This window comes from Alcanivorax sp. HI0083, from assembly GCF_001635175.1.
The window spans coordinates 1-1,088 of record NZ_LWFX01000547.1; the positions used below are offsets into that span (position 1 = coordinate 1).

At 58.7% G+C, this 1,088-nt stretch carries 1 protein-coding gene; it reads left to right on the forward strand.

Features of this window, described 5'->3' with window-relative positions; all coding sequences use genetic code 11:
- A partial coding sequence (locus A3754_RS05580; protein WP_197468482.1) for an acyl-CoA dehydrogenase family protein occupies positions 1 to 1,088 on the forward strand: 1,088 nt, incomplete at both ends.

The window sequence follows — 1,088 nt, forward strand, 5'->3', positions numbered from 1 at the left end:
ACCATCGAAGAGCATGGCACCGATGAGCAGAAGCAGGCTTACCTGCCCAAGCTGACCAGCGGTGAATGGACGGGCACCATGTGCCTGACCGAGCCAAGCTGTGGTTCCGACTTGGGTATCCTCAAGTCCAAGGCTGAGCCCAACGACGACGGCTCCTTCAGCATCACTGGCACCAAGATCTTCATCTCTGCCGGTGAGCACGATATGGCAGAGAATATCGTCCACATCGTTCTTGCTCGTCTGCCAGGTGCTCCCAAAGGCACCAAGGGCATTTCCCTGTTCATCGTGCCCAAGTTCCTCACCGATGGTAACGGCAGTGTGGGCGAGCGCAATGCGGTGACCTGTGGTTCCATCGAACACAAGATGGGCATCAAGGCGTCCGCTACCTGCGTAATGAACTTCGACGGTGCCAAGGGCTACCTGATCGGGCCGGAGAACAAGGGCCTGAACTGCATGTTCACCTTCATGAACTTTGCCCGTCTGGGCACGGCCATTCAGGGTGTTGCCCACGCTGAAATCGGTTTCCAGGGTGGTCTGACCTACGCCAAGGACCGTCTGGCCATGCGTAGCCTGTCCGGCCCGAAAAACCCGGAAGGCCCGGCGGATCCGATCATCGTTCACCNGGACGTACGTCGCATGCTGCTGACCTCCAAGTCCTTCGCGGAAGGTGGTCGTGCACTGGTTTACCTGTGTGCCCAGCTGGGTGACAAGGTGAAGCTGGAGAAAGACGAAGCCGCCCGTAAAGAAGCCGATGACCTGATGGCTCTGCTGACTCCGATCGCCAAGGCGTTCGTGACCGAAGCGGGCCTGGAAGCTGCTAACCACGGTGTACAGATCTACGGTGGCCACGGCTTTATCCGTGAGTGGGGCATGGAGCAGAACGTACGTGATGCCCGTATCTCCACCCTGTACGAAGGCACCACCGGCATCCAGGCACTGGATCTGCTGGGCCGCAAGGTGATGATGACTCAGGGTCAGGCCCTGCGTAACTTCACCAAGATCGTGCACCAGTTCTGTGAAGCCAATGGCGACAATGCGGACCTGAAAGAATTCCTGGAGCCGCTGGCCGGCTACAACAAGGAATGGGG